Origin of the sequence: Klebsiella sp. RIT-PI-d, from assembly GCF_001187865.1 — a bacterium.
Taxonomy (GTDB): domain Bacteria; phylum Pseudomonadota; class Gammaproteobacteria; order Enterobacterales; family Enterobacteriaceae; genus Superficieibacter.
The window spans coordinates 445,236-471,298 of record NZ_LGIT01000003.1 but is presented as its reverse complement, the minus strand read 5'-3'; the positions used below and the strand labels follow the sequence as shown (position 1 = coordinate 471,298).

General features: G+C 46.5%; 26 protein-coding genes. 22 read left to right on the top strand and 4 right to left on the bottom strand.

The genetic code is table 11. The features are described 5' to 3' along the window. The first annotated feature begins 1 nt into the window (after position 1). The 5 genes from mlaD (at position 2) to murA (ending at position 3,316) form a co-directional block, all read left to right on the top strand. The gene (mlaD, locus tag AC791_RS02645; protein WP_049838929.1) at positions 2-553 is read left to right on the top strand and encodes an outer membrane lipid asymmetry maintenance protein MlaD; all 552 of its coding nucleotides are present in this window, start codon (positions 2-4) and stop codon (positions 551-553) included. Between the two features lie 18 nt (positions 554-571). Further along, positions 572-1,207, top strand: coding sequence for a phospholipid-binding protein MlaC (mlaC, locus tag AC791_RS02640; RefSeq protein WP_049838928.1), 636 nt, complete (start codon positions 572-574; stop codon positions 1,205-1,207). After that, complete coding sequence (gene mlaB / locus AC791_RS02635) at positions 1,207-1,500, top strand: lipid asymmetry maintenance protein MlaB (protein WP_049838927.1); 294 nt, start codon at positions 1,207-1,209, stop codon at positions 1,498-1,500. The genes mlaC and mlaB overlap by 1 nt, the downstream gene beginning before the upstream one ends. Positions 1,501-1,625: 125 nt before the next feature. Next, positions 1,626-1,880: a BolA family iron metabolism protein IbaG gene (gene ibaG, locus AC791_RS02630; protein ID WP_049838926.1), complete on the top strand. Its 255-nt coding sequence runs from the start codon at positions 1,626-1,628 to the stop codon at positions 1,878-1,880. Between the two features lie 176 nt (positions 1,881-2,056). Continuing rightward, complete coding sequence (gene murA, locus AC791_RS02625; protein WP_049838925.1) at positions 2,057-3,316, top strand: UDP-N-acetylglucosamine 1-carboxyvinyltransferase; 1,260 nt, start codon at positions 2,057-2,059, stop codon at positions 3,314-3,316. 517 nt (positions 3,317-3,833) lie between these two features. Here the strand turns inward: murA and sfsB are convergent. Together sfsB and ispB are read right to left on the bottom strand one after the other, a co-directional pair. Next, the gene (gene sfsB / locus AC791_RS02620) at positions 3,834-4,115 is read right to left on the bottom strand and encodes a DNA-binding transcriptional regulator SfsB (RefSeq protein WP_049838924.1); all 282 of its coding nucleotides are present in this window, start codon (positions 4,113-4,115) and stop codon (positions 3,834-3,836) included. A gap of 189 nt (positions 4,116-4,304) precedes the next feature. Next, entirely contained in the window at positions 4,305-5,276 is a 972-nt protein-coding gene (gene ispB, locus AC791_RS02615) for an octaprenyl diphosphate synthase (RefSeq protein WP_049838923.1), read from the bottom strand. A 257-nt stretch (positions 5,277-5,533) separates the two neighbouring features. On the opposite strand from ispB, the gene rplU reads away from it, so the two are divergent. The 5 genes from rplU (at position 5,534) to opgB (ending at position 10,984) form a co-directional block, all read left to right on the top strand. Then, complete coding sequence (gene rplU / locus AC791_RS02610; protein ID WP_015960603.1) at positions 5,534-5,845, top strand: 50S ribosomal protein L21; 312 nt, start codon at positions 5,534-5,536, stop codon at positions 5,843-5,845. A gap of 19 nt (positions 5,846-5,864) precedes the next feature. After that, a complete protein-coding gene (rpmA, locus tag AC791_RS02605; protein ID WP_049838922.1) occupies positions 5,865-6,122 on the top strand; it encodes a 50S ribosomal protein L27 in 258 nt (85 codons plus the stop codon). 98 nt (positions 6,123-6,220) lie between these two features. Beyond that, complete coding sequence (locus AC791_RS02600) at positions 6,221-7,192, top strand: DMT family transporter (protein WP_049838921.1); 972 nt, start codon at positions 6,221-6,223, stop codon at positions 7,190-7,192. After that, positions 7,189-8,364 (top strand): Obg family GTPase CgtA, encoded by a 1,176-nt coding sequence (cgtA, locus tag AC791_RS02595; RefSeq protein WP_049838920.1) that lies wholly within the window; start codon positions 7,189-7,191, stop codon positions 8,362-8,364. Before AC791_RS02600 ends, cgtA begins: the two co-directional genes overlap by 4 nt. A 289-nt stretch (positions 8,365-8,653) precedes the next feature. After that, positions 8,654-10,984, top strand: a complete 2,331-nt coding sequence (gene opgB, locus AC791_RS02590) for a phosphatidylglycerol--membrane-oligosaccharide glycerophosphotransferase (protein WP_049838919.1) — start codon at positions 8,654-8,656, stop codon at positions 10,982-10,984. 81 nt (positions 10,985-11,065) lie between these two features. Here opgB and dacB read toward each other — a convergent pair whose 3' ends face one another. Then, the gene (gene dacB / locus AC791_RS02585) at positions 11,066-12,499 is read right to left on the bottom strand and encodes a serine-type D-Ala-D-Ala carboxypeptidase (protein ID WP_049838918.1); all 1,434 of its coding nucleotides are present in this window, start codon (positions 12,497-12,499) and stop codon (positions 11,066-11,068) included. Between the two features lie 237 nt (positions 12,500-12,736). On the opposite strand from dacB, the gene greA reads away from it, so the two are divergent. Then, positions 12,737-13,213: a transcription elongation factor GreA gene (gene greA / locus AC791_RS02580; RefSeq protein WP_049838917.1), complete on the top strand. Its 477-nt coding sequence runs from the start codon at positions 12,737-12,739 to the stop codon at positions 13,211-13,213. A 152-nt stretch (positions 13,214-13,365) separates the two neighbouring features. Here greA and yhbY read toward each other — a convergent pair whose 3' ends face one another. Next, the gene (gene yhbY, locus AC791_RS02575; RefSeq protein WP_049838916.1) at positions 13,366-13,659 is read right to left on the bottom strand and encodes a ribosome assembly RNA-binding protein YhbY; all 294 of its coding nucleotides are present in this window, start codon (positions 13,657-13,659) and stop codon (positions 13,366-13,368) included. 126 nt (positions 13,660-13,785) lie between these two features. Here yhbY and rlmE point away from each other — a divergent pair, with 126 nt between their 5' ends. The 11 genes from rlmE (at position 13,786) to AC791_RS02515 (ending at position 25,960) form a co-directional block, all read left to right on the top strand. After that, positions 13,786-14,412: a 23S rRNA (uridine(2552)-2'-O)-methyltransferase RlmE gene (gene rlmE / locus AC791_RS02570; protein ID WP_049838915.1), complete on the top strand. Its 627-nt coding sequence runs from the start codon at positions 13,786-13,788 to the stop codon at positions 14,410-14,412. A gap of 102 nt (positions 14,413-14,514) precedes the next feature. Next, positions 14,515-16,428: an ATP-dependent zinc metalloprotease FtsH gene (ftsH, locus tag AC791_RS02565; RefSeq protein WP_049838914.1), complete on the top strand. Its 1,914-nt coding sequence runs from the start codon at positions 14,515-14,517 to the stop codon at positions 16,426-16,428. Positions 16,429-16,529: 101 nt separating this feature from the next. Then, a complete protein-coding gene (gene folP, locus AC791_RS02560) occupies positions 16,530-17,378 on the top strand; it encodes a dihydropteroate synthase (RefSeq protein ID WP_049838913.1) in 849 nt (282 codons plus the stop codon). Then, complete coding sequence (gene glmM / locus AC791_RS02555) at positions 17,371-18,708, top strand: phosphoglucosamine mutase (protein ID WP_049838912.1); 1,338 nt, start codon at positions 17,371-17,373, stop codon at positions 18,706-18,708. Before folP ends, glmM begins: the two co-directional genes overlap by 8 nt. Positions 18,709-19,366: 658 nt before the next feature. Next, complete coding sequence (locus AC791_RS02545; protein WP_049838910.1) at positions 19,367-20,077, top strand: type IV pilus major pilin; 711 nt, start codon at positions 19,367-19,369, stop codon at positions 20,075-20,077. Positions 20,078-20,157: 80 nt separating this feature from the next. Then, a complete protein-coding gene (locus AC791_RS02540) occupies positions 20,158-22,053 on the top strand; it encodes a type II secretion system protein (RefSeq protein WP_049838909.1) in 1,896 nt (631 codons plus the stop codon). Positions 22,054-22,079: 26 nt separating this feature from the next. Beyond that, positions 22,080-22,484, top strand: a complete 405-nt coding sequence (locus AC791_RS02535; protein ID WP_228136866.1) for a TcpQ domain-containing protein — start codon at positions 22,080-22,082, stop codon at positions 22,482-22,484. A 13-nt stretch (positions 22,485-22,497) separates the two neighbouring features. Next, on the top strand, positions 22,498-23,955 hold the full coding sequence (locus AC791_RS02530; protein ID WP_049839057.1) for a type II and III secretion system protein: 1,458 nt from the start codon (positions 22,498-22,500) through the stop codon (positions 23,953-23,955). An 11-nt stretch (positions 23,956-23,966) separates the two neighbouring features. Beyond that, positions 23,967-24,509 carry a hypothetical protein gene (locus tag AC791_RS02525; protein ID WP_049838908.1) on the top strand — a complete coding sequence of 181 codons (543 nt, stop codon included), beginning with the start codon at positions 23,967-23,969 and terminating at the stop codon, positions 24,507-24,509. Between the two features lie 3 nt (positions 24,510-24,512). Then, on the top strand, positions 24,513-25,427 hold the full coding sequence (locus AC791_RS02520; RefSeq protein WP_148677739.1) for a hypothetical protein: 915 nt from the start codon (positions 24,513-24,515) through the stop codon (positions 25,425-25,427). Beyond that, the gene (locus tag AC791_RS02515) at positions 25,415-25,960 is read left to right on the top strand and encodes a hypothetical protein (RefSeq protein WP_049838906.1); all 546 of its coding nucleotides are present in this window, start codon (positions 25,415-25,417) and stop codon (positions 25,958-25,960) included. Before AC791_RS02520 ends, AC791_RS02515 begins: the two co-directional genes overlap by 13 nt. The last annotated feature ends 103 nt before the right edge of the window (positions 25,961-26,063 follow it).

Here is a 26,063-nt window from a genome sequence, read left to right as displayed (position 1 = left end):
CATGCAAACGAAAAAGAGTGAAATATGGGTGGGTATTTTTCTGCTGGTCGCGCTACTGGCAGCACTGTTTATTTGTCTGAAAGCGGCAAATGTCACCTCCTTACGTACCGAACCCACTTACCGCGTTTACGCAACCTTCGATAACATCGGCGGTCTTAAATCCAGTTCACCGGTACGGATCGGCGGCGTGGTGATTGGTCGTGTGGCGGATATCGCCCTCGATCCGAAAACTTACCTTCCGCGTGTTACCCTGGATATTGAAGATCGCTACAACCAGATCCCGGATACCAGTTCCCTGGCAATTCGCACCTCTGGCCTGCTTGGCGAGCAGTATCTGGCGCTGAACGTAGGTTTTGACGATCCGGAGCTGGGAACGTCTATGCTTAAGGAAGGAAGCACGATTCAGGACACCAAATCCGCGATGGTGCTGGAAGATCTGATCGGCCAGTTCCTTTACAACAGTAAAGGTGGCGACAATCAGAATACAACCGATGCACCGGCAGCGGCTGACGGCCATACTGATGCCGCTACCCCCGCTGGTACGACGAATTAATTTCAGGAGAAACGAGACATGTTCAAACGTTTACTAATGGTCGCCATGCTGGTAATTGCGCCACTTACCGCCGCAACCGCTGCCGATCAGTCCAATCCGTATAAGCTGATGGAGCAGGCCGCGCAAAAAACTTTCGATCGCCTGAAAAATGAGCAGCCGAAGATCCGCTCCAACCCTGACTACCTACGCGAAGTGGTCGATCAGGAACTGCTGCCCTATGTGCAGGTAAAATATGCCGGTGCGCTGGTACTGGGACGCTATTACAAAGAGGCTACGCCTGCGCAGCGTGAGGCTTATTTCGCCGCGTTCCGTGAATATCTGAAGCAGGCATACGGTCAGGCTCTGGCCATGTACCACGGCCAGTCTTATCAGATTGCCCCGGAAAAACCGCTGGGCGATGCGACTATCGTACCTATTCGCGTAACCATCGTCGATCCTAACGGTCGTCCGCCGGTTCGCCTGGATTTCCAGTGGCGTAAAAATTCCCAGAGCGGTAACTGGCAGGCTTATGACATGATTGCCGAAGGCGTCAGTATGATCACCACCAAACAGAACGAATGGAGCGATCTGCTGCGCACTAAAGGCATTGATGGCCTGACTGCCCAGCTACAGTCGATTTCTCGCCAGAAAATTACCCTGGATGAGAAAAAATAATGACGCAGCAACTCAGCTGGACACGGGACGGTGACACGCTGGCGTTAGCGGGAGAGCTGGACCAGGACGTGCTGACTCCCCTGTGGGAGGCACGCGAGGACGCGATGCATGGCGTAACACGCATCGATCTTAACCAGATTTCTCGTGTTGATACCGGAGGGCTGGCGTTGCTGGTCCATCTGGTTGCCCTGGCAAAACGACAGGGCAGAACGATTTCACTCGACGGCGTCGACGAGAAGGTTTACACCCTGGCGCAGCTTTATAATCTGCCGGATGATGTTCTTCCTCGTTAACATTATCAATCCGTTAAATCCGATAGCCTCGCCTGTTTTGCATGCGAGGCTTTTTGCTTATTTAAGACAGCGCCACTTTGCTCTAAGATGTTGGGCTGTTTTACTACCAGATGATACTAGAGCCCATGGAAAATCATGAAATTCAGACCGTGCTGATGAATGCACTCTCTCTTACAGAAGTCCACGTTTCCGGCGATGGCAGCCACTTTCAGGTTATTGCCGTGGGTGAGTTATTCGACGGCATGAGCCGGGTTAAGAAGCAGCAAAGCATCTATGCCCCGCTAATGGAGTACATTGCGGACAATCGCATTCATGCTCTGTCGATCAAAGCGTACACGCCGCAAGAGTGGGCGCGCGATCGTAAACTCAATGGTTTTTAAGCGACTGGCATAAGCGAGTTGCTATTCACATTGCTGACCGCGCTTTCTGCTGTCCGGCCGCCCGATTTACCGACCTGTATCATCTTTGATGCAGGCCGGGTAAGTACCGTGCCATTCGACAAATCAGCATAGCGTTGTTATCAGCCTCATCCACGAATTTACAAGAGACACGATCAATGGATAAATTTCGAGTTCAGGGTCCGACCCGGCTCCAGGGCGAGGTCACCATTTCAGGTGCCAAAAATGCGGCCCTGCCGATCCTCTTCGCCGCACTGCTGGCAGAAGATCCGGTTGAGATCCAGAACGTACCTAAGCTGAAAGATGTCGATACCTCAATGAAATTGCTCAGCCAGCTTGGGGCAAAAGTTGAACGCAATGGCTCCGTGCACATTGATGCCAGCGAAGTGAACGTTTTCTGTGCACCGTACGATCTGGTCAAAACCATGCGTGCGTCGATTTGGGCGCTGGGACCGCTGGTCGCCCGCTTTGGTCAGGGACAGGTTTCTCTGCCAGGCGGATGCACCATTGGTGCGCGTCCGGTCGATCTGCATATTACGGGTCTTGAGCAACTCGGCGCGACCATTAAGCTGGAGGAAGGATATGTAAAAGCCTCCGTTGATGGTCGCCTGAAGGGCGCGCATATTGTGATGGATAAGGTGAGCGTCGGCGCAACCGTAACCATTATGTCTGCGGCAACGCTGGCTCAAGGAACAACGGTCATCGAAAATGCTGCGCGCGAGCCGGAAATTGTCGATACGGCCAACTTCCTCAATACCCTGGGAGCAAAAATTACCGGCCAGGGTACCGACCGCATTACCATCGAGGGCGTTGAGCGTCTGGGTGGCGGTGTCTACCGTGTTCTGCCGGACCGTATTGAAACCGGGACCTTCCTGGTGGCTGCGGCGATTTCAGGCGGCAAAATTGTGTGTCACGGCGCACAGCCGGCCACGCTTGATGCGGTGCTGGCCAAACTGCGTGAAGCCGGTGCTGACATTGAAACCGGTGAAGACTGGGTAAGCCTTGATATGCACGGCCAGCGCCCGAAAGGCGTTAATGTGCGTACCGCTCCGCATCCAGGGTTCCCAACCGATATGCAGGCGCAGTTTACCTTGTTAAACCTGGTGGCCGAAGGTACCGGCGTGATCACGGAAACTGTTTTCGAAAATCGCTTTATGCATATTCCGGAACTTATCCGCATGGGGGCGCATGCCGAAATCGAAAGCAATACCGCGATTTGCTATGGCGTAGAGCAGCTTTCCGGGGCACAGGTTATGGCGACCGATCTGCGCGCGTCTGCGAGCCTGGTACTGGCAGGGTGTATTGCTGAGGGAACCACCGTAGTCGATCGTATTTACCATATCGATCGTGGCTACGAGTGCATTGAAGATAAACTGCGTGCGCTGGGTGCCAACATCGAGCGTATTAAAGGCGAGTAATCGCTTTATAATTAAAAGCTCCCGACAGTCGGGAGCTTTTTTAATGACTACTGTGAAGTCGTAAGGTACGTACTGATATTTTCATTAAAGCGAGTTGCCGCTGGAATACCGGAAGTGTTTATATCTGGTACGGTGAAAGGCAATAATAATTTCCAAAAATAAATAAACTTTTTTATTTATCATGCATACATTTTTTATGTAGCAAAGCCTCATTTTAGCTGTCATGGCGCATGCTTTTCCTGCCGCTTCTGAACCTGGTTTTCGCTATAGGTAATGGAGATTGCTTTGCCACATATATAGTTAATACTAACAATTTAATGAGGTTAACTTCTGTTTATTCGGAAGGGATTTCTGAAATAAAGACGCAAGTGTAAATATAACAGCAGAAATAAAAACGGGAAAGCGTCGGGTTATTGATTATTTATTGAGTCCTTTGCAATCAACCATTGATAACAGCTTTATTGAGCGCTGACAAAAATTTATTTCCAGTGGCCCGTACGGGCCACTTACCCAGAAATTACTCTATATCTTGCTTTTTCTTACGATTACGCATCAAAATACTTCGGTCAATAAACTCATGCGTGACGGGATCGTGATAACGTGAAGGCCATATAGCCCATGGCTCGGTATCCAGAGCTTTAGCAATAATTAGCTCTCCTTTCGGCCACGGTCTGGCTAATGTATTCGCCAGTGTAGAAGAACTCAGCCCGTTTTCACGTGACACCGCTGCCATAGATGTCCCTTTTTTATGCAGGCTGGCAATGATGTCAGCTGGATGCCAGTCGATGAACTTTTCCATAATATCTCCCTGTGAATATTGCCTGAACATTGGCGCGTTCAGCAACTATGCCATTATAGGCTTAGAGAGAGTTTAGTTCTAAAAAGTTCTAGTAAATGCCAGTTGTTTCAGACTATGTTTAGTGTCTCAGGATTATTTTACTTTATGCTGGAACTTATTAGAACTTTCTCGCGCTATACGCGAGAAAGCTTAATGGTTGCGTTGAACCGCAATATGCGCCAGAGCAATCAGTGCTTCACGCCAGGGGTTTTCAGGAATGATTTGTAGTGCAGTGATTGCCTTATCAGCTTCTTCTTCTGCACGCTGGCGTGTCCACTCCAGCGAACCACAGGTTGCCATCGTTTCCAGTACCGGTTCAAGCAAATGACGACCGTTACCCTGCTCAATGGCTGAACGGATCATGGCAGCTTGTTCAGCGCTACCGTGTTGCATAGCGTGCAGTAACGGTAATGTCGGTTTACCTTCATTCAGATCGTCACCCACATTCTTACCTAACGTTTGTCCATCAGCACTGTAGTCCAGCAAATCATCGATTAGCTGAAAAGCCGTGCCGAGGTAACGCCCGTAATCCTGTAGCGCACGCTCTTCTTCTGGTGAACAGCCGGCCAGAATACCTGAGCATTGGGATGCTGCTTCAAACAAACGCGCTGTTTTACTGTAGATAACACGCATATAGTTTTCTTCAGTAATATCGGGATCGTTAACATTCATCAGCTGTAGGACTTCGCCTTCCGCAATGACGTTAACGGCCTCAGACATAATATCCAGTACCTTTAGCGAACCCAGACGCGTCATCATCTGAAATGCGCGGGTATAAATAAAATCCCCTACCAGCACGCTGGCCGCATTGCCAAATGCGGCGTTGGCAGTGGCCTTACCTCGACGCATGTCAGACTCGTCAACAACATCATCATGAAGCAGCGTTGCTGTGTGGATAAACTCGATTAATGCCGCCACAGTAATGTGGGCATTGCCCTGATAACCCACGGCACGGGCGGCCAAAACAGCAATCATTGGCCGGATACGCTTGCCACCGCCGCTGATGATATAGTATCCAAGCTGGTTAATAAGCGTCACGTCCGAGCTGAGTTGCTCAAGAATGATTGTATTGACACCCGCCATATCCTGCGCGGTTAACTCATTGATTTTATCTAAATTCATCGCAAAAGCCGGGCTTAATGTCCTGTTTACCACATGTCAAAATGGGATAACAAAGGTTTAATGATGGAACAATAGTGTGGATTGTACTGTAAAATTGCGCCAGATAAACGTTGTAGTGATTGTTGTGTTTTTTTTCTGCATGGAGTGATGATCGCTCTTGTCAAAGGCTCGCGTTTTGCGTAATATTCGCGCCCTATTGTGAATATTTATAGCGCACTCTGTATCACATAAAGATGTGCGCGGAAGCGGAGTTTTTTATGTACGCGGTTTTCCAAAGTGGTGGTAAACAACACCGAGTAAGCGAAGGTCAGACCGTTCGCCTGGAAAAGCTGGACATCGCAACTGGCGAAGCTGTTGAGTTCGCTGAAGTTCTGATGATCGCAAACGGTGAAGAAGTTAAAATCGGCGTTCCTTTCGTCGATGGCGGCGTAATCAAAGCTGAAGTTGTTGCTCACGGTCGTGGCGAGAAAGTTAAAATCGTTAAGTTTCGTCGTCGTAAACACTATCGTAAGCAGCAGGGCCATCGTCAGTGGTTCACTGATGTAAAAATTACTGGCATCAGCGCCTAAGACCTGAGGAGAGATTTAAATGGCACATAAAAAGGCTGGCGGCTCGACTCGAAACGGTCGCGATTCAGAAGCTAAACGTCTTGGCGTAAAACGCTTTGGCGGCGAAGCAGTTCTGGCAGGTAGCATCATCGTTCGTCAACGTGGTACTAAATTCCACGCTGGTAACAACGTTGGTTGTGGCCGTGACCACACTCTGTTTGCAAAAGCTGACGGTAAAGTGAAATTCGAAGTGAAAGGCCCGAAAAACCGTAAGTACATCAGCATCGTTGCTGAATAAGTTTTTCGCGTCCCGGTAACGGATGAAAGCCCTGCACACGTTGCGGGGCTTTTTACATTCGAGCGTCAGAAAGACGATGCTCTGGCAGGGAAGAGGGTATGAAGCAACAGGCTGGCATTGGTATTGTTTTAGCGCTCGTCACGGCCATGTGCTGGGGAGCGTTACCCATTGCCATGAAGCAGGTACTGGAAGTGATGGAGCCGCCCACGGTGGTGTTTTATCGCTTTCTGATGGCGGCGATTGGGCTGGGCATTATTCTGGCCTGTAGAGGGAAGCTGCCATCACTGCGCTTATTCCGGACACCGCGCTGGCTGTTGATGCTGATCATCGCAACCTGTGGACTGGCCGGTAATTTCATTCTGTTCAGTTCCTCTCTGCAATATTTAAGCCCGACCGCTTCACAAGTTATTGGCCAGCTTTCGCCGGTCGGTATGATGGTTGCCAGCGTGCTCGTTCTGAAAGAGAAGATGCGTGGTACGCAGATCTTCGGTGCCATAACGCTGTTAAGCGGCCTGGTGATGTTTTTTAATACCAGTCTGGTGGAAATTTTTACCCGACTAACGGATTACACCTGGGGTGTTATTTTCGGCATTGGAGCCGCCTCGGTATGGGTAAGCTATGGTGTGGCGCAAAAAGTATTATTACGACGCCTGGCCTCCCCGCAAATTCTGCTTTTGTTGTACACTTTATGTACAATGGTGTTGTTGCCGCTGGCTAAACCTGCGGTCATAATGCAGTTGAGCAACTGGCAATTACTGTGTCTACTCTTTTGTGGACTTAACACGCTGGTCGGTTACGGTGCACTGGCGGAAGCCATGGCGCGCTGGCAGGCGGCTCAGGTGAGCGCGTTGATTACCCTGACGCCGTTATTTACCCTGTTATTTTCAGATTTATTATCACTGGCCTGGCCCGATTTCTTCGCCAGACCGATGTTAAACCTTTTAGGTTATCTCGGTGCGTTTGTCGTGGTTGCGGGCGCGATGTATTCCGCCATTGGTCATCGTCTATGGGGGCGGTGGCGTAAGCATGATTGTCCCGCTCAGGCGAATGATTTACGGAGAGTAAAATGAAGTTTGTTGATGAAGCATCCATCCTGGTAGTTGCAGGTGATGGCGGCAATGGTTGCGTGAGCTTCCGCCGCGAAAAATATATTCCCAGAGGTGGCCCGGACGGCGGTGATGGCGGTGACGGCGGTGACGTCTGGCTTGAAGCGGACGAAAACCTTAATACGCTGATTGATTATCGTTTTGAAAAATCTTTCCGTGCTGAGCGTGGTCAGAATGGTCAGAGCCGCGACTGCACAGGCAAACGCGGCAAAGACGTTTCAATTAAGGTGCCGGTAGGCACGCGTATTATCGACCAGGGTACAGGTGAAACCATGGGTGATATGACCCAGCACGGTCAGCGCCTGATGGTCGCTAAAGGTGGCTGGCACGGTCTGGGTAATACCCGTTTCAAATCTTCTGTTAACCGTACTCCACGTCAGAAAACGATGGGGACGCCGGGCGATAAGCGTGATTTACAGCTGGAGCTGATGCTACTGGCCGATGTGGGCATGCTGGGTATGCCTAACGCCGGTAAATCCACCTTTATTCGTGCGGTATCCGCAGCGAAGCCGAAAGTGGCGGATTATCCGTTTACGACATTGGTTCCAAGCCTCGGCGTAGTGCGCATGGATACTGAAAAAAGCTTTGTGGTTGCTGATATCCCGGGGCTTATCGAAGGCGCGGCTGAAGGCGCCGGGCTGGGTATTCGCTTCCTGAAGCATCTTGAACGCTGCCGGGTATTATTGCATCTCATCGATATCGATCCTATTGACGGCTCCGATCCGGTGGAAAATGCCCGTATCATTACTGGCGAGCTGGAAAAATACAGCGAAAGCCTGGCATCAAAACCGCGCTGGCTGGTATTCAACAAGATTGACCTGCTCGATAAAGCAGAAGCTGAAGAGAAGGCAAAAGCTATTGCTGAAGCATTAGGCTGGGAAGATAAATATTACCTTATCTCCGCTGCCAGTCAGACCGGCGTTAAAGATCTCTGCTGGGATGTCATGACATTCATCATTGAGAATCCAATTTCTCAGGCGCAGGAAGAGAAACAGCCTGAGAAAGTTGAGTTCATGTGGGATGATTACCACCGCCAGCAGCTTGAAGAAGCTGAGGTCGAGGAAGACGACGAAGAGTGGGACGACGACTGGGACGAAGACGACGAAGAAGGCGTTGAGTTCATCTATAAACGTTAACGTCTGGCTTACTTATTCCCGGGACGCTATTGTGCCGGGAATTGTCATTTGATGAGCCGTTTGGATGTTCAGCAGCCAGTTTGAGTTACGTCCGACCATAAAGCATTTATAAGCCCTATTAAAGTTGTTATTTATATTACTAGTACTTGTGCATTAGCGCTAAAATTGCTCTTAATATAATCCTAAAATTACGTTACCGCATAGGTTGGCCTGATTGTTAGCGGTAATATTGCTTTTCTGTCCTGACGCATAATGTGCGCCATGTATCTTCTTTCAGGAAGAAAAGATAATGTCTTTTTATTTACTTGCCATCTCTGGCATTAGCCTGTTCCTGTCTGCGATTATATTCAGATTTAAAGCAAAGAAAAATAGTAGCTTGCTCTGTATTTTTTTTATACTCACGGTCACGGCCGTAGTGTTGAATGCATTCTGGATAATCTGCCAACAGTTTACCGGAGACGGGGTTAATCAGTCGGTGCTTTATACGTTGAGCAATACGCTTGTCGGGGCTGATTTTAGCGACTTTATCATGCCCGTATTAGTGGCTATTGTAAGCTGTATTATTATCTCCATTCTCATTTATCTGTTACTTTGTTACAAACTACCCGAAACCAGCAGACATCATCTTTACTCATTGCTGGCCTGCGCACTGATTGCCATTTCGTTAGTTTCCTCCCCAACGATTACACAGGTAAGTGGTAGCACATTGTTAACTAAATCGGTGGATGGCTCTGATTTTGCTAAATACTATATTAAGCAAGAGTCGATTATAAAAAATCCGCAGTATAATATTATCTATATTTATGCTGAGAGTTTAGAAAGAACCTATTTTGATAAGACGATTTTCCCCGACCTGTTACCCGACTTAGATCCCCTTCGCAAAAAAAGCCTGGACTTTGCGGGTACCCAACAGATGCCTGCAACAGACTTTACGATTGCTGGTATTGTCGCTTCACAATGTGGTATACCCCTGTTCAAACCCTCTACTTTTAATGATTCAAACGTCGTCAGCAGTTTTTATCCGACAGCTATTTGTCTGGGCGATATCCTGAAGAAATCCGGTTATCAAAACTGGTTTTATCAGGGAGCCAATCTACGTTTCGCTGATAAAGACAACTTTTTCAAAACCCATGGTATTGATAATGTCTGGGGGCTGGAAGAATCAGGTTTGCAGGATGATTTTTCTGTACAGAATAACTGGGGGCTATACGATAATATCGTATTAGATAAAGCATGGGATAAATTCGAACAGCTCTCTGCTGCAGGTAAACCCTTTGCTTTGTTTGCTTTAACCGTAGATACCCACCCGCCAAAAGGGTACATATCGCCAGGTTGTCAAAAGAATAACTATGTTATGAGAGGGCAAAAAGTCGATGCACTCAGCGCCGTATTATGCAGCCAGGAAGACATTGCACGCTTTGTCAGAAAAATACAGTCGTCACCGTGGGGAAAAAACACACTCGTCGTCCTGAGCTCCGATCATCTGGCGATGCCCAGCACAGCTGTAGCGGTAGATTATTTAAATAAACAGCAGCGTAAAGATCTCTTTTTTGTCCTGGGCGATGATATTAAGCCTCGCATTGATCCTCGAGTGCGAAGCACTCTGGATAACGGCGCAACCGTGCTTGAACTGCTCGGAGGAGGACGAGAGATTGGCCTCGGGCGCAGTTCAGTAAGCACAAAATCACTGGCTGAAACCATCCCTGATTTCAAAAATAAGCTTTTTGCCTGGGGTGACAGTATCCGTAAATTATGGGGGAATCCGGAGCATATTGATAAATTTACAATTGATACGCGAAATAAAAAATTCAGCGCTGATAGCTTTTCGTGGGATCTTCCTTTAGCCATTGAAATTCTGCCCGATCAAGTCATACCTGTGGTTGATCAGCAGCGAGACAACACATCATTGCGCAAAACGCTGGCTTTTCTGCCGGAGGGGACGCAGTTTCTTTGGGTAGATAAATGTTCTAAGGCGGGCAATGTATGGAAATCGAACCTCGCGCTCTCCATGAACTGGTGTGTAAGTCAGGGGAGAATGGGGGGTGATATTACCGTTGAAGAGATTAATGGTGAAAAATACCAGGGTGTTGTCACCCAAAATGATAGTGCCACTAATACTGCACGCTACCGCAGAGATCAAATGCTTTTGCAGACCCTACCAGAGGATATTCGTTACTCCTCAGACTCTTTTAAATTTGCGTTAGAAGGGCAACCTAATTTCATTGAAAATATGATGGGTGTGAGTCGCAGGGAAGAGTGGGGCCGCTGGTCTGATGCGCTTGCCGCACCTTCAGTATTACTGCTGTATAAATATCCGTTTCCACAAGAGTTCGATCTTGAAATAGAAGCCAAAGCGTTTGGTAAAAACATTAACAAGCCTGTCGCGGTAAGCATTGGCGATCGAACGCAATACGCTTACTTTGGACAGCAGCCTGGTAAGGTAACGCTGCATTTCACCGCCGACATGTATACACGCCTGATAAATATCTCGCCACCAGAGCCAGAGCTCACCCGTGAGGGCAGTATATTAGGGTCTTCCACAGTATCCCCGGTACGTAAACTGGGAGTGGGGCTGATTACTATCAAAATTGTACCCAGGACGACATTAACGCCTGAATAGCGATCGGGGTGGGCATCCGTTCATTACATGCCGGATGCCCACGATCACGTCAGGATAATAATTAATGCGTCGTTTGCACCATCAATTATTCTGGTAAATATCTTTATAAAGCCGGCTTTCAAACCGGACAAGAGGAATACGGCGGTTGCGCTGGTCGGCAGGCGGTACAGCATAGCCGGACAGATACTGTACAAATGCCATACGCTGTCCACTGGCGGTGGTGATAAAACCAGCCAGGTTATACACCCCTTGCAGCGATCCCGTTTTCGCAGAAACTTTCCCGTCAACACCGGCCTGATGCAGGCCAGCACGATACTGGAGTGAACCATCATAGCCCGCCAGCGGAAGCATGGAGATATAATTGAGTTCACTGTCATGCTGGGCGATGTATTGCAGCACCTGAATCATGGTTGCGGGAGCTATCAGGTTATGGCGTGAAAGGCCTGACCCGTCAGCAATAATTGTGTTGCCAATATCGACGCCTACCTGCTGGCGAAGGATCTGACGTACGGCATCAGAGCCGGCGCGCCACGTACCCGGTACGTTAAAGCGTGAATGCCCAATCATGCGAAAGACCGTATCCGCAATCATGTTGTCCGACTTTTTCAGCATAATCTTAAGTAGATCGTGCAGGGGAGCCGACTGTTTGCTGGCAATGACCGTACCTGGTTCGTTTGCCAGAGTCTGGCGTAGCAGGGTACCGCTATAGCTAATCCCGGCCTGTTTTAGCTCATCCTTAAGAATGGCACCTGCATAGCTTGCGCCGTCCTGGATGGCGAAAGCCAGCGGTAACGGTTCTGCACGCTGTGGCAGACATCCGGTCAACGTAAAGCGATTCAGTTCACCAGGGACAACATCCAGTTCACAGTACTGAGCATCTGCAGAGCCGCGGGCTAATGTCCGTACCTGACTAAACATGGTCACCGGGTAAAATGAAGCAACCCGAATAAAGGCTAAATCACCTGCCTTTTGCGCGCTGTACAGCGATACAGAAAAACAGTTGCGATCGACAATCGCCGCAGCAGGAGGCGCACTAAAGCACTGGGTCATATCATTCCACGGCCAGCCAGGCGCTTTATCGTGACTGGCAAAAATTGAGGTATCAATAAGCACATTGCCCTCAATTTTCTGTACGCCAGCATTTTTAAGCGCGGCAACCATATTGCGCAGATCCTGACGTTTTAAGGTGGGATCAGCACCGAAACGGGCAATCAAGTCACCTTTCAAAATGCCATTATCTACGCTACCCTTGCTCTCCAGCGTGGTGGTAAAGCGGAAGTCCGGGCCAAGTTGCAGCAGGGCTGCCAGAGCGGTAATAACCTTCTGGGTGCTGGCAGGGAGCGCCATTTGTTGACCGTGATAGTCAATCTCCGGTGCCGGAGCGCCTACTTTTTGTACCATAAGAGCCAGGTTGGCACCTGCCGGGAGCTGGTTAACATACTCCTCGACGTTCGCCGCCTGAGCGCAAAACGCTAAACTGGTAGTCAATCCGATGATAAATCTGGAAAATCGCATAATCTCGCGCTAACAACCTGGAAACAAGCCGTCATACTACGGTGCAATACCCTGCAAAGTAAACGATGACCCATGGTGAACTTCAAGGTAAAATGACTATCAAATTGAAAAATTGCTGCTGACCTGGGGCTTTGCCCCCGGGTCAGTTTTCTTTTGCTTCTGTCCTGTCGAAAGGTGGCCGGACAAGAGGGGACGGCGGTTTGCGGTCTCCTGAAGGAACGTTAAAGAGGTATAATAATGCAAGCTATTCCGATGACCTTAGGCGGCGCAGAAAAACTGCGCGAAGAACTGGATTTTCTGAAGTCTGTACGACGTCCTGAAATTATTGCCTCGATTGCCGAAGCGCGTGAGCACGGTGATTTGAAAGAAAACGCAGAATACCACGCTGCGCGTGAGCAGCAGGGCTTTTGCGAAGGCCGTATTAAAGATATCGAAGCTAAACTGTCTAATGCACAGATTATCGATATCACTAAACTGCCTAATAACGGTCGCGTCATTTTTGGTTCCACCGTGACCGTCCTGAATCTGGACAGTGACGAAGAACTGACTTATCGCATCGTGGGCGATGATGAAGCTGACTTTAAACAAAATCTGATTTCTGTAAATTCACCGATTGCACGTGGTCTGGTGGGAAAAGAAAAAGATGATGTTGTGGTCATCCGTACGCCGGGTGGGGAAGTCGAATTTGAAATTCTCAAGGTAGAATATCTTTAATAATGGCATCCGCATAAGCATGTTGATGGATTGTAAAGATAAGAAAAAGGCCGCATAGCGGCCTTTTATCAACGTGAAGAGCATGGCATTTTGCTCCCCTGCACGTTAAAACTCGCGTTTTAAACACAAATCGTGTCTAAATCAGGATATTATTAACGTGGCAGCGAGATTTTACGCTCTTTGCCTGGGCGATAGAGTACCAGCGTTTTACCGATGACCTGTACGTTACAGGCACGGGTTTCGCGCACGATAGCGTCCACGATCAGGGTTTTAGTCTCGCGATCTTCCGAGGCAATTTTTACCTTAATCAGTTCGTGGTGCTCTAACGCTTGTTCAATCTCGGCCAGTACCCCTTCGGTCAAACCATTGTTACCAAGCTGAACAACAGGCTTGAGTGGATGTGCCAGACCTTTAAGGTGCTGTTTTTGTTTAGTACTAAGATTCATCGTATATTTTTACTTACGTTGGGATTGAAAACGGGTCATTCTACCGCCATCTCCCATATATCGCCAAACTGCTGCGTGTAAAATTACGCGTTTGGCTACGATGAGCTATCCCAATGGGAATGTTAAATGACAGGTAAAAAGCGTTCTGCCAGCTCAAGTCGCTGGCTTCATGAACACTTTAGCGATAAATATGTTCAACAGGCACAGAAAAAAGGATTACGTTCCCGTGCCTGGTTTAAACTTGATGAAATACAGCAAGGTGACAAACTTTTTAAGCCAGGAATGACCGTTGTCGATCTTGGTGCTGCTCCAGGAGGTTGGTCACAGTATGTGGTCACCCAGATCGGTGGCAAGGGCCGCGTCATTGCATGTGATCTTTTACCTATGGATCCTATCGTTGGTGTGGACTTTCTTCAGGGCGATTTTCGTGATGAACTCGTACTGAAAGCATTACTGGAACGTGTTGGCGACAGTAAGGTGCAGGTGGTTATGTCCGATATGGCACCTAACATGAGCGGGACGCCTGCTGTAGATATTCCTCGTGCAATGTTTCTGGTAGAACTGGCGTTAGAGATGTGTCGTGACGTCTTAGCACCAGGCGGCAGTTTTGTAGTGAAGGTGTTTCAGGGTGAAGGTTTCGATGAGTATCTTCGGGAAATTCGCTCTCTGTTTACGAAAGTAAAAGTTCGTAAGCCGGATTCTTCGCGAGCACGTTCGCGCGAAGTATACATTGTAGCGACCGGGCGAAAGTAATAGCCGGTTGATTTCAGGCGAAAGTTTGAAAGATGCTGGATATAGAGTATCCTGACGCTGTTTTTAACACAGTTGTAATAAGAGGTTAATCCCTTGAGTGACATGGCGAAAAACCTAATTCTCTGGCTGGTCATTGCTGTTGTGCTGATGTCAGTATTCCAGAGCTTTGGGCCCAGCGAGTCTAACGGACATAAGGTGGACTACTCTACCTTCCTGCAAGAGGTCAACCAGGACCAGGTTCGCGAAGCTCGTATTAACGGACGTGAAATCAACGTTACCAAGAAAGATAGTAACCGTTATACGACCTACATTCCGGTTAACGATCCTAAATTACTTGATAACCTGCTGACCAAAAACGTAAAAGTGGTTGGTGAACCACCTGAAGAGCAGAGCCTGCTGGGCACTATCTTTATCTCCTGGTTCCCGATGCTTCTGCTGATTGGGGTCTGGATCTTCTTTATGCGTCAAATGCAGGGCGGGGGTGGCAAAGGTGCCATGTCGTTCGGTAAAAGTAAGGCGCGCATGTTGACGGAAGATCAGATCAAAACCACCTTTGCTGACGTTGCAGGTTGTGACGAGGCGAAGGAAGAGGTTGGGGAGCTGGTTGAATATCTGCGTGAACCGAGCCGTTTCCAGAAGCTGGGCGGTAAAATTCCGAAAGGCGTCCTGATGGTAGGTCCTCCAGGAACCGGTAAAACGCTGCTGGCTAAAGCGATTGCGGGCGAGGCGAAAGTTCCGTTCTTCACGATATCGGGTTCAGACTTCGTTGAAATGTTCGTCGGTGTTGGTGCCTCTCGTGTGCGCGACATGTTCGAACAGGCCAAAAAAGCGGCTCCATGTATCATTTTTATCGATGAAATTGATGCCGTAGGCCGCCAGCGTGGCGCGGGTCTTGGCGGTGGTCATGATGAACGTGAGCAAACGCTAAACCAGATGCTGGTTGAGATGGACGGCTTTGAGGGTAACGAAGGTATTATCGTTATCGCAGCAACGAACCGACCAGACGTTCTTGACCCTGCATTACTGCGTCCGGGCCGTTTTGACCGTCAGGTTGTTGTGGGCCTGCCGGATGTTCGCGGTCGTGAGCAGATCCTGAAAGTGCATATGCGTCGTGTACCGTTATCGCCGGACATTGATGCAGCGATCATCGCTCGTGGTACGCCAGGCTTCTCCGGTGCCGATCTGGCAAACCTGGTAAACGAAGCAGCGCTGTTTGCCGCTCGCGGTAACAAGCGCGTCGTGTCCATGGTTGAATTTGAGAAAGCGAAAGACAAAATCATGATGGGTGCGGAACGTCGCTCCATGGTGATGACGGAAGCGCAGAAAGAATCTACCGCATATCATGAAGCAGGCCATGCGATTATCGGTCGCCTGGTTCCGGAACACGATCCGGTTCATAAAGTAACGATTATCCCACGTGGCCGTGCGCTGGGTGTGACCTTCTTCCTGCCGGAAGGCGATGCTATTAGCGCCAGTCGCCAGAAACTGGAAAGTCAGATTTCCACTCTTTACGGTGGCCGTCTGGCGGAAGAGATCATCTATGGCGTAGAACATGTTTCTACCGGTGCGTCGAACGACATTAAAGTCGCGACTAACCTGGCTCGTAACATGGTTACTCAGTGGGGTTTCTCCGAGAAGCTGGGTCCACTGTTATATGCGGAAGAAGAAGGCGAAGTGTTCCTCGGTCGTAGCGTCGCCAAAGCGAAGCACATGTCTGATGAAACTGCGCGTATCATCGATCAGGAAGTAAAATTGCTGATTGAACGTAACTACGATCGCGCTCGTCATCTGTTAAATGACAACATGGATATCCTGCATTCAATGAAAGATGCGCTCATGAAATATGAAACCATCGATGCTCCACAAATTGACGACCTGATGGCACGACGTGATGTTCGTCCGCCAGCAGGCTGGGAAGATGCAGGTAATTCTGGTAACTCGGATAGCAACGGTACACCGCGCGCGCCGCGTCCGGTAGATGAACCCCGTACGCCGAATCCGGGTAACACCATGTAAGCGCAGTTTGACGACAAATACGTCTTCTACTGTAGTACTCTAAAGCCCCGGAGCATTGCTCCGGGGCTTTTCTTTTTGTCAGAACAATAACAGAGGTTTTCATGAAACTCGTTGCGCATGGCTCGACACTCGATCTGGCCTATCCTCATGTCATGGGCATTCTTAACGTGACGCCCGATTCCTTTTCTGATGGTGGCTCACACAACTCGCTGGTAGACGCTGTTAAACACGCCAATCTGATGATCAATGCGGGCGCCACAATTATTGATGTTGGTGGTGAGTCAACGCGACCCGGCGCAGCGGATATTAGCGTTGATGAAGAATTATCTCGGGTTATTCCGGTTATCGATGCTATCGCGCAACGTTTTGAGGTCTGGATCTCTGTAGATACCTCGAAACCCGAAGTTATTCGTGAAGCGGCAAAAAAGGGGGCGCATATCATTAATGATATTCGTTCCCTGAACGAGCCGGGCGCGCTAGCCGCTGCGGCAGAAACGGGTCTGCCCGTTTGTTTAATGCATATGCAGGGACAACCTAAAACCATGCAGGATGCTCCACATTACAACGATGTCTTTGCTGATATAGAACGTTACTTTGTAGATCATATTGCCCGCTGCGAAGCCGCCGGAATTGCAAAAGACAAATTGTTACTCGACCCGGGCTTCGGTTTCGGTAAAAATCTCTCACATAATTATACCCTGCTGGCGCGTTTATCTGAGCTGCATCACTTTGGCCTGCCAATCCTCGTCGGCATGTCGCGAAAATCGATGATAGGCCAGCTACTTAATTCGGGTCCCTCGGAGCGGCTAAGTGGGAGTCTGGCATGCGCAGTGATAGCCGCTATGCAAGGGGCACAAATTATTCGTGTACATGATGTAAAAGAGACCGTTGACGCGATGCGTGTGGTGGAAGCGACATTATCAGCTAAGGAAAACAGACGTTATGAGTAACCGTAAATATTTTGGCACTGATGGAATACGTGGTCGTGTGGGCGACGCGCCAATTACCCCTGATTTTGTACTTAAGCTGGGCTGGGCGGCAGGCAAGGTTCTGGCTCGTCATGGTTCACGCAAAATCATCATCGGTAAAGATACGCGTATCTCGGGTTATATGCTCGAATCAGCGCTGGAAGCTGGCCTTGCAGCTGCAGGACTATCAGCGTCTTTTACCGGACCGATGCCAACCCCAGCGGTAGCCTATCTGACCCGCACCTTCCGCGCTGAAGCAGGAATCGTTATTTCTGCATCGCACAATCCTTACTACGATAACGGTATCAAATTTTTCTCCATTGACGGCACCAAGTTACCGGATGACGTGGAAGAGGCGATTGAAGCTGAAATGGAGAAAGACATCACCTGCGTAGACTCGGCGGAATTAGGCAAGGCCAGCCGTATTGTCGACGCCGCAGGGCGCTATATTGAGTTTTGCAAAGGTACTTTCCCGAATGAACTGAGTCTTAATGATCTAAAAATCGTGGTTGATTGTGCTAACGGTGCGACTTATCACATCGCCCCCAATGTTTTCCGTGAGCTGGGTGCAAAAGTCATCACCATGGGCTGCGAGCCTGACGGCGTTAACATCAATGAGAAAGTAGGGGCTACCGACGTACGGGAGCTGCAGGCGCGCGTACTAAGCGAGAAAGCGCATCTGGGCATTGCATTTGACGGGGACGGTGACCGGGTCATTATGGTTGACCATGAAGGTAACCGCGTCGACGGCGACCAGATCATGTATATCATTGCTCGTGAGGCCTTACGTCAGGGACAACTGCGCGGTGGTGCCGTCGGCACACTGATGAGCAATATGGGGCTGGAACTTGCGCTAAAACAGCTGGGTATTCCTTTTACGCGTGCGAAAGTGGGTGACCGCTACGTACTGGAAAAAATGCAGGAAAAGGGCTGGCGTATTGGCGCTGAAAATTCAGGTCACGTCATCCTGCTGGACAAAACAACCACGGGTGACGGCATTGTCGCAGGATTGCAGGTTGTTGCAGCCATGGTGCGAAATCATATGAGCCTGCACGATTTGTGTAGTGGAATGAAAATGTTCCCGCAAATCCTGGTCAATGTACGCTTTACCGCTGGTGCCAGCGATCCGCTTGAGCATGAGACAGTCAAAGCTGCGTTGGCGGAGGTTGAAGCGGCATTGGGTAATCGTGGACGCGTACTCCTGCGTAAATCAGGTACAGAACCTCTTATTCGGGTAATGGTAGAAGGGGAAAATGAGGCTCAAGTCACTGAATTTGCACATCGAATTGCTGATGCGGTAAAAGCGGTATAAAAGTTAAGTTAATATTTATTAACGGGTGAAAGATAATTTTGAATAAAGCAGCCTCATGAATAACATGGGCTGCTTTATTTTTTACCTTTATATAATTGGTTATAATGATAAATTAATAAATTTATCTTCATGGAAGATCCTGTTTTTACTATATATATTTACAACTAAATTACAATTAAACGGTTTTTTGATTAAATTATTCATAAACAATGAATATATAGATGCCATCATCTTTTCAGTTCTTAATCTAAGTTACGGGCATGCCAGGCGGGAAGATGAATTTTTTGATTTCTGGCATGACAGTAGATGAGAAGGTCCGGAAGGTTCAACACTATGATATTAAAAGTTATTTTAATTTTGCTTTTTAGTAGGGTGCCTAAAGAAATCTCCATCCTTAATACATGAAATATTACAATAAATAGAATATCTGATAATTCACGATGTGAATTGTTTATAACTCATTAGTGAAGCTTAATTCTTTCTTAAGAAAATATTATGATGCTTGTTTCTGCAATGTTAATATAAATAACATCGGGATTTTAAATATAAATTTATTCTTATAAATTACGGGTGGTACTTTCCGTGATTCATATTGCCGCATAGACTTAACGTGTCCCCCAGGCCTTACCTGGGGTTATGTTAATTTAAGGGAAATAAAATGAACACGTTAGTTTGCAATCTCAAAGGAAGTATGGCCCGCAAAGCAGTTAAGCTGCAAGAAATGAGAAAACAGCGCGGTGTGACGCTGCTAGAAATTATCATCGTATTGGGTATTATCGGTGTTATTGCCGCCGGTGTGGTTATTCTGGCACAGCGTGCTTTTACGACACAGGATTTATCCGATATTCAGAATAATGCTAACAGCATCCGTACTTCTATGGTTGAAGCATTTAAAGATGAGGGTAGTTACCCTAAAGCAGACACTATTGTAGGGTTAACGAAATCAACTATTTCAACGGCAGCCTCTGAAACACCTATTGTCACCCTGGTGAAACTGGGCAAAATCTCCCCGGATGAATCATTCAACGGCGTTTCTAATGATGCATTCCAGATGGGTAATGCAAAAATAGACACGTCATCGTCACAGAACAAAGCATTTGTACTGGCAGTAAACGGACTGGAAACCGAAGAATGCCGTAATTTAATTTCTCTTATGGGTAATCAATGGGATTATGTTGAAGCATTGAAAGCTGATGCTGGTGCAGGCAAAGATATCACCTCGCTTGATGGCAGAGATCTTAGTGTTGCCAAAAGTGGCGCTGTCCTGAAATCACTGACCTCCGGTGAAATTAAAGCAGCAGACATCACTGCGTCAGGTATTTGTGATGGTGCTGGCGCAATCAACGGTGTCATCTTCGGTAGTAAATAATTAGTTATTACAATTTCGTGTAATACTATTAGCCCCCCTATATAAGAGGGGCTTTAATAGTTTTAGAAAAGGCATATGAAATGCGTCGCAGAAAGGATTCGGGGTTTAGCTTACTGGAGATTATTATTGTTCTCGCTATTATTGGCGGGATCTTAGTCAGCTATACTTACTATGCACGCCAAAAAGCCGAAAACGCAGCCCAGCAGAGGGTGGCAAATGCCCTTGTTGCAGAAATAAAAGGCGTTATTAATTTTGCAAGAGAAAGTGAAATAGCGCTAATCAGAGGTTCTCAGAGTGAGGATGAGATAACAAATCCACTCTATGATGAGAGTCTATCCCCCGATCCCGGCTACGATCGTCGTATTACGAATGCCATCGATGCAACAGATACGGGTAGTGCGAATAATTATTTTCTATGGGGTAAAAGCAATAATAGCAAAAAGCAGCAGCGCTATCTTTTTTTAAGTAGCAAATGCAATATTACCTTAAAATCAACCTACGCTTTTGATAAAGAATATCTGTCGTGTTTCATGTCCAGTCAGGCAACCAATTCGCTTGCCGTCATCGATCGTATTGGGCTGGCAAGCGGCACGACCACTGAACGTGCGAGAGACATAAATCGTATTGATGTCATTATAAAATTTATAAAAAATGGCAAGAATAGCAGTTATCAGTTTGCCGACTATACTCCGCATTTTACAAGTGCCCTTGAGGCTGCAAATATTAGTGCATCACATGCCATAGTACTCCATCGTAACTCCTCAACAGAAAACTGGAAGCTGGTCGTTAAGAAAAAGGATAATAAAACGCCCGTTGAACTGGGTACCATAGCCAGTAACATGGATGCAGTCACACAGTATTCCAGTGGAGAGTTTGGCGTACGTTTCACTTTTGATCTTAATGATAATACCAATGGTAGCAGTGATAGTAGCGGTGGCGGAGGCGGCGGTGCATCCTGCTGGAATTCGGGCGATGTCTCGCTGTGCTATAACAAAGATGAAGGGCAGGGTGAACATGGCGAAGATATGGTGCTTTCCCTGGATATGACGGACAAGAGTAACAGCAATGGCAATGCAATGACGGGTACGCTGAAAGCCAATGTTGTTATGGAAAATACGTCCCGTAGAATTTATCTATTCAAGCGTACCCCTGGCGGTAATCTTGATATGGATAGTAATGACGTTCCTTTACGCTATACCTATACCGATAAAAATGGCGATGATTTTGAGGGCGATTTTGTCATGGATGATGACACCGCTAAAATGGCCTTCGATCAAAATTATTATTATAGCAACTATCAGGTTTATTCAACCAGGACATATGACGCATTCGAATTAACAACGCCTGTAACCAGTGAATATCACGCCTTTCGTGACTCCGGCATGGATGTAACTGGTAGAAGTGATTATGTACCTGATTACGATGATGCTGCATTGACAGGAAATACGGACTACGGAGGCATACGTATTCCGGTACAAAGTTGTCCGCAGGTTAAACAATCAGTTTCATTGAGAGATGGACAAGGTAACTTTCTACTAAATGATACAGGCGCAACTAAAAAAGTAGAAATTATTCGTAAATTATATCCGCGCTTAAGCGTATCAGTATCCTCAGTTGCAGCTTATAATTTGAATGGCATACTTTCTAACGATCCATCAAACACGCGTAATAAGTTAGATAATTCTGCGGTAGTTAGTCATCTGGCAGGAGTGGCCACTCAAATTAACTTCGCCGAAAATAATCAGCAATATCGTTCCGGATCGGACGGTATGAATACAGGTGCCCATGTCGTATATGAAGACAGCAAGTATCTTTGGATAATCAGTGCGACCGTTGGATTATACGACGGTAATACAGGAAAGGGGGCAACACTTGTCAACCCACCAAGCGTTGGTTATACCGTCTCACGTTGGTGCAGTACGATCCCCCAGCCTGGTACTCCGGCAGACGTATTAGAGACTTATGAATATAAATAGGAATGATGTTTTTAAAGGAATGATTAATGATGATGAAAAGTTATTATTTCGCGGCTACATTTTTAATGGTCGCGTTAGGTGGGGTAAGTCTTAATATCCAGGCTACATCTCAACTATCTACAGGCACTGTCAACGCCATAAACCCATTTAGCGGAAGCATGGCTGTATCGATCACTCCTCATGCTAAAGAACTAATACTTCACGAAAATCAGTTGTTAAGCCAGGAGATCAAAGCCTGGGTCGCCGGAAATGGTTATAAACTTTTCTGGAACAGTAAGAAAGATTATCTTATTTATAACACTATCAGCATTACAGGAAAAACTGACGACGATATATTACAGTCTCTGGGGGAAATATTTGCTTCCGAAAATTATGGGCTGGTTGTTAAGAAATACGAAAAAAATCGTGTCATAGTCATCGATGAAATGTAATTGGGCTGAACTCATGAAATTGAAAACAGGTATATTGTTGTTGGCGCTTCTTATTCAAGGCTGCATAAGTGATTTCGACGAAAAATATGACACTGATAAAAATATTAAAGAGCATACGTCTGATGCGTCTACATTAGATTCAGAGAAGAGTAAGCCATATACAAAATATGATTCCGCATTTTTAGGCAAAAAAGTACAGTATAACGTGGAACAGCAGAAAATAATGGCTAAGCATGTCAAGATTTCATCTTACGAGCCAACATCGCTGTCCACTATCATGGATGCTGTATCTGCGCAAACGGGCATAAGTTTTCGCATCAACTCTTCAGCGGTAAGTAATAAAAAAGTGGTTGATGATGATTCATGGAATAGTCCCCATACGGTACAGTTTGATGGAAGCTTTGAGGGTTTCATCAATTATATCAGCTCGTTATATGATGTCAGTGCTACACTCGATAGCAATAATATCCTGAAAATTAATGTTTTTGATACATATGTTATCCGTCTGGATTTTTATGGAGAGAATAACAAAAGTGAAACCACGCTCGATCTTTCAGGTAATGAGGCAACGTCCAGCGGTGGTTTAACCGGAAAATCTGAAACGAAATTTGAATCCTCGTTTTGGGATGATGTTGAAGATATGGCACAGAACTATGTGACGTCCGGAAACTATACCCTATTTAAAGATTCTTCAATTTTGATGATTAACTCTCGTCCCTCAGAGCATGAAGCACTGAGCCGGGCGCTGGATAAATATAAAGCAGATAATAGCCGCCAGTTTATACTGACATACCGCATTTATATTCTTGATAAAACAAAGGAAAATCAGTTAACCGCGGGGCTTGATACTAAGTTTATAGATGCACATAATACTATTGATATAAATAGTAGCCTGTTCAACAACTTAGCTGGTGGAATTTCTGCCGGATGGAAGAATAGCCGTATTGATGTAAATACTGGCCTTGATGTACTTTATAAACTGACGGGAAGCGAGTCATTGCAAAGTGGCTCTTTCATTACGCGTAATAATATGCCAGTTCCCGTCAATATGACACAGTCTCAGTATTATGTTTCAAGCAGAACCCGTACCACCGATGATAATGGTGAGGTCAATGTAGATGTTGAAACATCAGAAATCGTCACCGGAACCAGTTTTATTATTACACCACGCATTCTTTCTGACGGGCGTATTGAGGTTGTTAGCGGATTTACGAAACGCTTCTTAAATTCAATTGATGAATATGATGATGTGCAATTGCCGAATGTTAGCACGACTGAATCTTTCAACTCTTCAATTATTAAACCAGGCGATTTGCTGGTAGTTGGAAAGTATGAAGTGAAGGATACAAAAGATGGCTTGCAATATGAAGTATTAGGTGTTGATAAAGGTAATAACGAAGGTGTTTCTACAGTGCTTATGGTAGTCGGTGTAGATTATTACCGTCAACCAATGACTTCCCGTGATGAATAGTCAGAGTTGCTATGAATAAAATTCTGTTAGAAAATAACATACTAACCGGGCTTTTTTGGGAGCCTTATGACTTAAGTTATTTGCAGCCTGCAGAGCAGGCTTCATTTCGCGGAATGATGAAAGCTAACCGACGTTTAGTCTATACAGACGTCAGTGGCGAACCTGCGCTGGGCTACAGTACCAAAGTTTCAACGTTGTATGAACCTTTTGCTTTATATATCAAAGAACTATTTGGTGATGGGATATATTTTTTTCATGAAAGCGATATGACCACTTATTTTCTTATTATTGACAATGGTCGAATTATAAGTGGAACAGATTGTTTTGTTAGCAAGATGCTTTTTGATGAGCTAATGAAGCACCCGGGCGAGTTTTCGCATCTTGAAGTCACACCTCTTGACGAGATGCAAATCAATGCAGTAGTGGAAAGTTGTGTTACACGCCAGCAGGCGTTAAAGCGTCGGCGTCATATTATAATTGGTGCAATCCTTTTTGGTGGTATTGCTCTTTTGCTGCTGCTGGCATTAGTGCTTAACTTTTTTGTGGCAGGATAAGCTATGTTAAATAACCTTTACTTTTGGAAAAATAAAAGTGGTGGTACCACAAGGCGATCCATCTTATCAAAAATAGTTATTGCTTTGTTGGTATTGTTAATAGCTGGTGTTGGCGGCTGGTATTATTTTGTTATGCTTCCGGCTCAAGTTGCACATGAAGAGTCTATCGCAAGACAACTACAGGCAGCTCAGAAGATGCAAAGCGATATTGTCAGCGTTGAGAATTTTTATACGAAATCGCTCGAAGGTGCCAGTATTGAACGGGCGATTGAATTTTTGTCAGAATTACGTTTTAGTGAATTTCAATTTTATATCCTGAACATTAAAGCATTAAATTTTAAATGTGATATTAAAGCATGCTATTTTGGTTATCGTTACGATAAAGGCGAATTGTTGACACTGCCTGAAAAAACGTTATGGGGCAAAAGTTATCTGGCTTCGGTTCCAGGTGGAAAAGGGAAAAACAAAGATAAAATTGATTTCGAATATAAGAAAATTGAATCAAAATTAAACAATAATGCGTTGCAGAGAATGTATAATAGTAAAAAGTCACTTCTCCTGGAATCTTGCGATCGGGTAATTTCATATATTTTAACTTACAACTCTTTTGTCAATAGTCTAACGGCGAAGAGCAAGAAAAATAACGATAAAGAAAATGGCACTATTGTAATAAAAAGTATGCCTAAAAGTTCTGTCATTAATCTGGAGTCCGGGTTGCCCGGTAAAGTCAAAGCATACGGGCTAATGGCAGGAACCTGGGAGTTGAATTATAAAGGTAGCGATCGTGTTAATGAGGCGATAATGAACATGCAAGTACTGCTGTTCAAACAGGCATTCCGTGATGCTTTTCTTATAAAACGGATTGAGTCAACAAATTCAGGGATGAAAGTTTCAGGAGGGCTGGTATGCAAGGATTAAAGCTAATTTTTTCAGCAGGTACAGTTTTATTGGCAATGGGTACGGCGGTGGCTACAACAGGCATACCTTACACCCCGGACGAAGCCACTAAGGCGGGTGCTGTTGATACAGCTTCTGCAAGAGTAAACAATTCTGCTGCTGATAATCAAACTCAGGCAGTTCAGGATCGACTTGCAGCGATTGTCGAAGATGACTATGAGTTTGAAAAAGCGCGCCGTGAATTAGCTAATGAAGTAGAACTGGAGAAAATGCGCAGTGAACTGCGTAAATTACGCGGCGAAGATCGTAAGGCTCCTCAGCCTGTTGCACCAGCGGCTTCTGAAGCAGAACCACAGCAACAGAGTGTTCAAACAATCATTATGCCGCGCGTGGTTCTTGAAGCCCAAATTGGTGGGGCCCAACGTACAGCGGTAACTGATGGAGATACACTGCGTTACGTGCGTGCAGGCGAGGTCTTCTCTATGGGAGGGCATAATTATAAACTTGCAAAAGACAAAAAATCAGTCCTGCTAGTAGAGAGCGCAACACAGTGAGCCTGGAGTTTGTGCGCATCCCGTCCGATGAATTGTTAAACAGCGGATGGACATATTATGAATTTGAAGGTATTGGTTTTGTAGCCATGTCCGAAGAGTCCGA